Annotated in this window: 10 protein-coding genes and 1 tRNA gene; 2 read left to right on the forward strand and 9 right to left on the reverse strand. The window is 38.7% G+C overall.

What is annotated here, in order from left to right:
* From PK547_02390 to PK547_02430, 9 genes are all read right to left on the reverse strand, one after another.
* A partial coding sequence (locus PK547_02390; protein HPR91561.1) for a hypothetical protein occupies positions 1 to 474 on the reverse strand: 474 nt, incomplete at its 3' end.
* Positions 475 to 553: 79 nt separating this feature from the next.
* Positions 554 to 1,261: a pseudouridine synthase gene (locus PK547_02395; protein HPR91562.1), complete on the reverse strand. Its 708-nt coding sequence runs from the start codon at positions 1,259 to 1,261 to the stop codon at positions 554 to 556.
* A 9-nt stretch (positions 1,262 to 1,270) separates the two neighbouring features.
* A complete protein-coding gene (locus PK547_02400) occupies positions 1,271 to 2,128 on the reverse strand; it encodes a thiamine pyrophosphate-dependent enzyme (protein HPR91563.1) in 858 nt (285 codons plus the stop codon).
* The gene (locus PK547_02405; GenBank protein HPR91564.1) at positions 2,118 to 3,899 is read right to left on the reverse strand and encodes a 2-oxoacid:acceptor oxidoreductase subunit alpha; all 1,782 of its coding nucleotides are present in this window, start codon (positions 3,897 to 3,899) and stop codon (positions 2,118 to 2,120) included. Before PK547_02405 ends, PK547_02400 begins: the two co-directional genes overlap by 11 nt.
* Positions 3,900 to 3,901: 2 nt before the next feature.
* The gene (locus PK547_02410) at positions 3,902 to 4,957 is read right to left on the reverse strand and encodes an acetate/propionate family kinase (protein HPR91565.1); all 1,056 of its coding nucleotides are present in this window, start codon (positions 4,955 to 4,957) and stop codon (positions 3,902 to 3,904) included.
* Positions 4,958 to 4,973: 16 nt separating this feature from the next.
* Positions 4,974 to 5,558: a PduL/EutD family phosphate acyltransferase gene (locus PK547_02415; GenBank protein HPR91566.1), complete on the reverse strand. Its 585-nt coding sequence runs from the start codon at positions 5,556 to 5,558 to the stop codon at positions 4,974 to 4,976.
* 12 nt (positions 5,559 to 5,570) lie between these two features.
* Positions 5,571 to 6,302 carry an SDR family NAD(P)-dependent oxidoreductase gene (locus PK547_02420; GenBank protein ID HPR91567.1) on the reverse strand — a complete coding sequence of 244 codons (732 nt, stop codon included), beginning with the start codon at positions 6,300 to 6,302 and terminating at the stop codon, positions 5,571 to 5,573.
* Positions 6,303 to 6,364: 62 nt separating this feature from the next.
* The gene (locus PK547_02425) at positions 6,365 to 7,660 is read right to left on the reverse strand and encodes a pitrilysin family protein (GenBank protein ID HPR91568.1); all 1,296 of its coding nucleotides are present in this window, start codon (positions 7,658 to 7,660) and stop codon (positions 6,365 to 6,367) included.
* Between the two features lie 206 nt (positions 7,661 to 7,866).
* Positions 7,867 to 8,700 carry a DUF3298 domain-containing protein gene (locus PK547_02430; protein HPR91569.1) on the reverse strand — a complete coding sequence of 278 codons (834 nt, stop codon included), beginning with the start codon at positions 8,698 to 8,700 and terminating at the stop codon, positions 7,867 to 7,869.
* A gap of 230 nt (positions 8,701 to 8,930) precedes the next feature.
* Between PK547_02430 and PK547_02435 the strand changes: the two genes are divergently transcribed.
* Positions 8,931 to 9,161 (forward strand): GIY-YIG nuclease family protein, encoded by a 231-nt coding sequence (locus tag PK547_02435; GenBank protein HPR91570.1) that lies wholly within the window; start codon positions 8,931 to 8,933, stop codon positions 9,159 to 9,161.
* 10 nt (positions 9,162 to 9,171) lie between these two features.
* Positions 9,172 to 9,243: transfer RNA gene (locus PK547_02440), tRNA-Asn, on the forward strand.
* Positions 9,244 to 9,245: the final 2 nt, after the last annotated feature.

The following is a 9,245-nucleotide window of genomic DNA, read 5'->3' on the forward strand; positions in this document are numbered from 1 at the left end:
GTCCGTATAACTAACAATATACCTTAGTTTAATATCAGCAAAATCCTTCAAAAGATTATAGGCTGGAAACATTCCATCCTCGGCCTGATTGCCGAAGGGACAAAAAGCCATGACAAACAATTGTACTACCGGTCTATCAGACTTGGTTAAGGGCTTTGTGGTGGTGGTAGTAGTCACTAGAGGAATACTATAGGGGAAAAGCATGGTACCGCTAGCATTAACATAGCTAGTAGATTCTTGATTGCCGACTTTCCAAGTTACCACATAAAGGCCGTCCTTTAATTCGTATTTGACAAAAGTGGCTGTTTGCCCTTGATTAGCCAGTTCTCTGGTAATTAAATCCATAGCTGATTTAACAGCTGGAGGCTGAGTAGTTCCCATTTTGTCTTTTAACAAACCAAAACCCTGGGTGAGGGCAAAAGCTACGAGAATAACAGCTAAAGCACCACCGATAATAAATTTTTTATTCGCCATGATTGATTTATTATTTTAATAAATTTAATTAACCGTTAAATTTTATCACGAAGACATATTCAAAGCAAACCTTATGATTTTATGATGGAGTTTTATCAGCTAATTTCTTAAATGTTTTAATTTCTTTTTCATCTAAATAACGCCAAGCACCGCTTTTTAACCCTTGTAGCGTAATTTTTCCTATGCGGATTCTTTCTAATTTAACTACATTATATTTAAAAAATTCGCACATTCTTCTAATTTGGCGATTTTTCCCTTCTAAAATAATTAAACTAAAACTCTTGGAGCCAAGCTGAGAGGCTTTAGCTGGCAAGGTTCTATAACCATCCAGTATTACCCCCTCGCTTAATTTCTTAAGAAATTGCCCATTCACTGTTTTATCTACTGTAACCACATATTCTTTTTCGCATTTTCCCTCTCCCTTAGACAAAGAATTGCCAAGTTCTCCGTCATTAGTTAATAGCATCAAACCAGATGATTCTACGTCCAGTCTGCCTATGGGGAAAACCCTTTCTTTGATATGAATATACTCCATTATATTATTGGCATAGTCTTGATTTGTAGTAGTAATCACTCCGACGGGCTTGTTAAAGGCTATATATATTTTCTCCGCCTTAGGCTCAATTAATTTACCCTTCACTTTTACTATGTCCCCTGTCTTAACCTGAGCGCCTAGCTTTGCGATTGCGCCATTGATAGTTACGACGCCGGCTCGAATATAATTTTCCGCAGCGCGTCTAGAGCTTAAACCGCTCTCGGCTATATATTTGTTTATTCTCGTAGCCATTTTGTTCAGTTAAAGCGATAGCTCTTTAATAAAAGAGCGTGTGAGGCGAGCAGCAGGCAACGTTGGTTGGTTTATAAGCGTTTTGGGAGCTAAATAACTAAAATTCAAATCATAAGTGGGGCGCTTGGTTTCATAAAGGATGCCAGTATTAATATGCTCGGCATCATGAACATATTTTAATGCCGTTTCTAATTCATGGTTGCCCTTGGTAATGGTTTTTATCTTTTCTCCATAATAGGCAGCATTCTCCGTATGATTAAAAGTAATACAAACTTGTTGGATATCGATTAAAGAAAAACCCTTGTGCTTGAGAGCTTCTCTAAAAATATTGGTAAGCTCTGGTAAGTTGCCAGAATACCCTTGAGCAATAAAGGTAGCCCCAGAATCCAAAGAAAGAGCCAAGGGATTTAAAGGTTCTTTTACCTCCCCCTCCGGAGTAGTTTTACTTTTATAACCGAGAGAAGAAGTAGGTGAAGCCTGTCCAGTAGTGAGTGAGTATGAATGATTATTAGAAACGATTTGAATAACATCAACATTAGCCCTGCAGGCATTAAGCAGATGGTTTAACCCTTCCCCATAGACATCACCATCGCCAGCAATGGCAATCACTTTTAATTTAGGATTAGTTAATTTTATCCCCGTAGCTACCGGCAAGCTTCTTCCGTGCAGAGAATGAAAAACATACCCCTTAAGACTATTGGCCATATTGCCAAAACAACCAATACCATAAACTAAAGCCAAATCTTTGGTATTGATATGACTTTCGGCCAGGGCTTGTTTTAATGCGCCCCAAATAGTCCAGCCGCCACAGCCCGGGCATAAAACAGGGCGGACTAGAGTATTGTATGAATCTGCTTTATATGCCATAGAATGAATTAGGTTTTAATTTTTCCTGAGTGAGAAAGTCCAATATTTCTTGTCTAAAAAATGGCCGACCATCATATTTTAAGAACTTATTTTCTATTTGAATGCCAGTTTCTTCTGCCAATAATTTACCAAATTGACCGGTATAATTCTGCTCAACTAAAATCAAATAGTTGTATTGTTTTAATAAGTTTTTTATTTTTTCTACCGGTAGGGGGTATAAATAACTGAAGTGAATATAATTGACCAACACTTGTCCCAATTGTTTATTGGCAATTTTAAATTGGTTATCTTTTAAAACATCTAAGAGAGTACCCCAATTTGACCCCCAACTAACTATGCCTACTTTAGCTTTAGCGGGTCCATAGATTTTGGGCAAGGGAATATTTTTCCTTAAAGTTTCGTCTTTCAACATTCTTTTTTTCATCTGTTGGCTTCTATCATTAGTGTAACCTTCAACAGAATATCCCAGTTCATTATGTTCGTCGCTATTGGCAATAAATTCTCCGTTAGCTACTCCGGGAACGGTGCGAGCCGATATGCCGCTGGCGGTTAGCTCATAGCGCTTATAATTTTTAGGCGCCTTTTTTAAAAGCAGTTTTCCCCTATTAATTTTTTTAGTCAAAGTAAAATCGGTACTATCAGCACTGACCTGGCTTTCTCCTAGATATTTATCGTCCAAACAAAAAACTGGACATTGATATATATCGGCTAGATTAAAAGCGTCTTGGATTAACTGAAAGGCCTCAGAAGGACTGCCGGGAGCCAGAATAACTCTAGGAAAATCTCCATGTCCGCTATGAGCAATAAATTTCAAATCGTCTTGTCCTGTCCATGTAGGCAGTCCAGTGGCTGGCGAGGAGCGCATGGCTTCCACAATGACCACTGGGGTTTCTGTCATGCCCGATAGCGAGACCGCCTCGTTCATAAGAGCAAATCCTCCTCCCGAAGTCCCTGTCATGGCTCTTACCCCCGCTGCGCTGGCGCCTAAGGCATTATGAACAGCCGCTATCTCATCTTCTGCTTGATGAACTATTATTTTAGCCTCTTTCTCTTTCGATTTTAAATATTCCAAAATAGAAGTAGCGGGCGTCATGGGATAGGCTGCATAAAATTTACATCCTGATTGGATAGCTCCGATGGCTATAGCTTCATTACCGCTAATAAGGGCTTTGGGAGTTTTGGAAACAGTCTTAATCTCCGCCATAGCACCATATTTGGAAGCTACATATTGATATCCTTCTTCAACTGCTTTTATATTATCTTTAAGAACTTGGGTAATCTTAGCTTTGTTTTTACTCTCGTTATCTCCTAATTTTTTATTCAAAACTTGAAATAATTCTTGTGAGCTGAATTTTAGCCCTAAAAGAGCCAAACTGGCTCCGATAGCCAAACTATTTTTCAATAAGAAATCAAGATGCGCCTTATCAAGAATTTCTTTAAACGCTAAAGGAATAACTGTAATATCGCCGCGTTTTGGTAAAATGCAGGCGCTATCACAAATAACCACTCCACCCCTTTTCAGAGAAGCTAAATCCATGTCTATGGTTAACTGGTCAAAGGCAATCAGAAAATCTATATTTTTATCAATTGAACATATGGGGTCATAACTAAATTCGACCTGATAAGTATTGTGTCCACCCCGAATTAGCGATGGATATTCGGGATAAAGAAAAACATAATAACCCTTAGACAGAAGAGCATAAGCAAACAGCTGACCCACAGTTTTTATGCCATAGCCAGCAGGTCCTCCAACTTTCCAACTTTTAGTCATAACTATTTAGATAATAATTTTTTAATTTGTCTAGCCATTTCTAACTCCTCGTTAGTGGGAATAACTAGAACCTTTGTCCCCTTAGGAAGTTTTAAATCTTTAAGAACAGTTTCTCTGGTTATCGGTTTGCCGCTACCGACAGTACCGCTAAAAACCAAGGCATCAATATTACCTAGGATAGCCAAATAAGCTCCGATTTGTTTTTTTAATCCGCGCGCAAAAACATTAAAGGCTAACTCTGACTGTGGGTCGTGCCTCTCTACCCCCTCTAAAAGCTGTAAAAATCCCTTTTGTTCGCTAATACCTTTAAGGCCAGAATCACGATTGAGCATTTCACTCAAGTTCTTGATGCTTAGATGGTAATTTTCGCATAAATATATAAGCACCCCTGGGTCAATATCACCGCTACGAGTAAACATGGGAACTCCGCCCATAGGAGTGAATCCCAGGGTAGTGTCAATAGGTTTCCCATTTTTAATAGCCGCTACCGAAGCGCCCCCACCTAAATGCAGGGTAATTAAATTACATTGATTAATAGATTTGCCTAATTCATGAGCGGCTTCTTCGCTAATATATTGGTGAGAAAGACCGTGAAAGCCAAAACGTCTTATCCCTTTTTCAAAATACTTGTAAGGCAAAGGAAATACCTGCGCTTCTAAGGGCAAATCATGGAAAAAGGCAGTATCGAAAATAGCAATATTTTTTGCAGTCGAAAAATATTTTAGAGCCAATTTGATGTATCCTAAATTATAAGGATTATGCAGGGGCGCCAATTTATTGTACTGGGCTAATTTTGTTAAAATGGCTGACGTCACAACCGTTGGTTTATAAAATTCGTTGCCACCATGCACCACTCTGTGACCCACAGCTTTAACCTTGCCTAAACCGTGAGCCGTTTGTTGCAATTCAAGAAAAATCTTTTTTTCTTCCTTTATTCTTTCTTTACCAGTGGATTCAATAGAGAAACCGCCTTCTTTAAGAAGACTAAGGTCAACATTATTAAAAATTTTATACTTTAGGGAAGTAGAGCCAGCATTAATGACTAGAATAATATCCATAGAATATATCAAGAAGTTATGATTTTAATATTTGCCCCCTCGCTTTTTCAATCACCCCGGCCGCATTGCCTTCATCGGTGTCTAAGTGCAAAGCTAAGACAGCCTCATCGTCAATTCTTACAATAATATTTTTAAAAATTAATTTTCGGCATCCCTTAATCTCGCAGGCTACTGGCTGGCTATCTTTTAAACCGTATTTTTGGGCAAGGCTCTTAGGTATATGTAAGTGCCTCTGCGGAACAATGGCCGCTACAGAAATCGCTCCCAGAGGAGTAGCAACTTTAATTTTAGGCGCGTCATCAATATTTCCCGAGAGCCTGATGGGAATTTTATAGCCAAGCATATAGGCGTCGCTCGAGGAGAGTTCTATTTGAGAAAAAGCGCGGAATGGGCCTAAAACCCTAAGTTTAATCTGTTTTGTCTTGTCTTTGGAAAGAAGGGTCACAAAAGAGTCGGAAGCAAATTGCCCTTTCTGTGAAAGAGCGGCTACTGGCTTAAGCACCGCTTCTTTTCCAAACAATTTGATGAAATTTTTTTGATTTAGATGGATATGGCGAGCGCTAATTTCAATTGGCGCTTTGAATAATATTTTGTTTTCCATTAATTTTCAAAATTACATTGCCAACCAACCCCCATCGCCCGAATATACGGCTCCGGTAACATAGCTAGCTTCGTCACTAGCCAAAAAACAAAAGATATTAGCCATTTCTTCTGGTGTCCCGAAGCGACCAAGCGGTGTATGTCTTAAAAGCGCCTTAGAACTATCGGGATTATTTAAAATATCATTAGTCATATTCGTTTTAATAAAAGCCGGAGCCACAGCATTAACCCTAATTTTATAGGGAGCCAAATCAAGTGCTGCCGCTTTAGTCATCTGGACGATGCCACCCTTTGAAGCGCAATAAGCATAGGCTCCCTGGAAACCAACTTGCCCAAGAATTGAGGCAGTACTCAAAATAACACCGCCATGTTCTTTCATAGCTAAAGCGGCATATTTGGTGCCCAGAAAAACACTTTTTAAATTAATGGCAATTACCCTATCAAAATTTTCCTCGGAAGTTTCTTGTACAGAATAGGCCTCGCCAATACCGGCATTGTTCACCATAATATCAAGGCGGCCGTATTTAGCCACAGTAGCATTGATAACATTTTGAATGTCTGCCGACTGACTTACGTCCGTCTTTATAAAATCTAAATTTAACTCCGTAGCCAGTTTGGCGCCATCTATATCGTTGCGGTCAGCCATTACCACTATCGCTCCTTCTTCTTTGAACTTTTTAGCAATTGCCAGACCAATACCGCTGCTGGCACCGGTGATAATAGCTACTTTATTGTTCAATTTCATATCCAATATTAATGTTTTATATTTTTATTATAGCACACTAACATTGCGCGCTAGCAGACTCTTTATTCTCGCCAGGCTTTTTCTATATCCTGAAGCCATATTTTTCCCATTGCCTTGCTCGCAGAACTCACCACGGCTAAATTTAATTGAGTTGGTTGAAATATTTCCTTGGCTAAACGAGAAACATCCTGTAAAGTTATTTTATCTATTTTACTTAAATATTCCTCGGGTGATTCATAAGGTTGGTTGATGATCGCATCTTTCGTTATCCAGGTGGCATAATTATAAACGCTATCCAGGCTTAAAGCCAATTTACCATGAATATTAGTTTTGGCATTTTTAAATTCTTCTTCAGTAATTTTGCCCTGAGCCATTTCTTTCAGTTGGGAAATAATACCCCGAAGGCCTAGACTAACTTTTTTAAGATTTAGCCCGGTATTAATACAGAAAAAACCATAATCTAAATAAGAAGGGTTCTCGGCATTAATATAGTAAGCAGCCCCCAATTCTTCTCTAATAACCTTAAACAAGCGAGCTGACATTCCCCCATTGAGAATAGTTAAAAGCACTTGCAGGGCATATTTTTTCTGACTAAAACAATTGATGGAAGGGAAACCTAAAACTAGATGGCACTGATTAGAGTCTTTTGTTTCTAACTGCGCTTGCGGTTTTGTTTGCGCAATTTTCTTTACTTTGTTTTTGGCTTTAGTCGTTTTGGTCGGAGCACTGCCAAAATACTTATTGAGGCTAATTAAAGTTTGCTTTTCGTCAAAATTGCCACTAATGACAAGCAAGGAATTAGGGGCAGTGTATTGCCTCGTAGCATAGGCTACTAGTTTGTCTCGCGTTACTGCCGAGACTGATACCACTGTGCCAGCAATAGACCAACCCCCAGGATTGTTTTTTCCATACATTAGTCCCGTGAAGACCTCATTGACATGCTCCATGGGATTATCTTCATACATATGTATTTCTTCAATGATAACCCCCTTCTCTTTGGCTAATTCAGCTTCGGGAAAGAGAGGGTGCAAATACATGTCGGAAATTATATCCAAAGCAGTATGCAAATATTTTTTATCAACCTTAACCCAATAGCCAGTCACTTCGTTGTCAGTATAGGCATTATAGATACCCCCAAGAGTATCTATCTCTCGGCTGATCGCTTGAGGAGTAGGTCTTTTTGTCGTGCCCTTAAAGCACATATGCTCCAGAACATGGGAGATGCCTTGGGTAGCCAAGGTTTCATATTCTGCCCCTGTTTTCACTATCATCTCCACCTTTACGGACATTACCTCCCGAGAAGGAACCATTAAAACCTTTAAGCCATTCTTTAAAACAGAAATCTTATGAATTTGCATAAAAAATAACTTTTCTAAAATTTGTTTATTTATTAGAGGGCGTATCGCAAGCAGACAAGGCCTATATCTAACGGGCTACAACGCCATTTCTCGTTTTTTGAGATAGCTTAAAATGACAAAAACAATCGGAATTCTATGCAAACAGCCTTCCGAGGGATTCAAATATAATACCGTTAGAATTCTTCTTCCGAGAGTTAGAATTCTAATTAAATTATTTCGTGAGCTAACAAGGATTTTAGAATACCATCCTGAATAAGCATGTTCTTGATGCTGGGGAAAGGGAAAAATGCTTTTTGTACCCCTGCCACACCGGGAGCTACTGTATAATAATCAAATACAAAGACGATAGCTTGGTCGGTAATGTAAAAATTAGCATAATTTTTGGCTTCAGGTCCAGCTCCTGCGTTAATCATTTCGTCATTAGAAATATTTAAACCTTTCAAATATTTAATAGTATTATTAGACAAGAAGGTTAAATAGCCGCTTCCCTCAGCAAACAAATCGGTCAAAACGATGTTTTTGTTATCCTCCAGATTATAATTAACTGTAGTAGTTTTATGGCCAGGATGAGCGTCGCCAGCCAACATGGCTTCCTCATTAAATAGAATACTGGCAATTTGATTGGATAAATATTCTACTTTGTAATCGATAGTTAAATAACTTTTAAAATCTTGAGGAATAGCGGTATTAGTTTTCCGCGCTGCTACTTCTTTTTTAAAGGCAACTATTTCCTCGTTAACCTTGTCGGCCAATAACTGATTTAATTTAGCTTCTGCCGCAGAGTTATTAATATTCTTGAAAAGTGGGTAAGTGACCTTAATAGTATAAGGAGTGGTGCTGTCCCCTTCCGAAATAGTTTTGGGATTAAAGAGAGGCTCTTGCGTCTGCGCAGCCTTGGTGGTAGTAGTCACGCTCTCAATTTTTGAGGCTTTATGTGCCCGGATAATCACAAATACAAGCACAATAGCCAAAATGGCTACCAACGCTATGACGACAACTTTCCAATTTTTCTTAAGAAAGCTAGTAAGTTTTTTTACCATAGATAAAAATATTATTTATAGATCTCTGCCACTATAGCATGGATAGCAAAAAAATTCTAATAGCGCACCATGGCGAAAAGCTATTTTCCGGCAAACTGTTTAGGCCTCTTCTTTCAAAAAAACTTGAAAAAAACAAGTGAATGTATTAAGATGAGTCTGCGAGTAGTTATTCCGCGGTAGCTCTCCGCCAGCTAGCGGAGGTAGAGCGGATACAGCTTTTATACATATGTATGTATACAGTTTATGCAATTTATAATGTAAAACATAATAAGTTTTATATTGGTCAAACTAAAGATTTGGCCGAAAGAATAAAATTACATAACGCAAGGGTATTTAAAGGTTGCTACACTTCTAGGTTTGATGGAGAATGGCAAATAGTTTACAATGAGACAGTAGCTACCAGGCAAGATGCCTTGATAAGAGAAAACAACTCAAAAGTTTTAGGGGAAGAGGGTTTATAAAATCATATATTCCGCGGTAGCTCAGTGGTAGAGCGGCTGCCTGTTAAGCAGTTGGTCGTAGGTCCGAATCCTACCCGCGGAGCA

It is taken from the genome of Candidatus Paceibacterota bacterium, from assembly GCA_035404205.1.
Taxonomy (GTDB): domain Bacteria; phylum Patescibacteriota; class Minisyncoccia; order UBA6257; family JAVHQB01; genus JAVHQB01.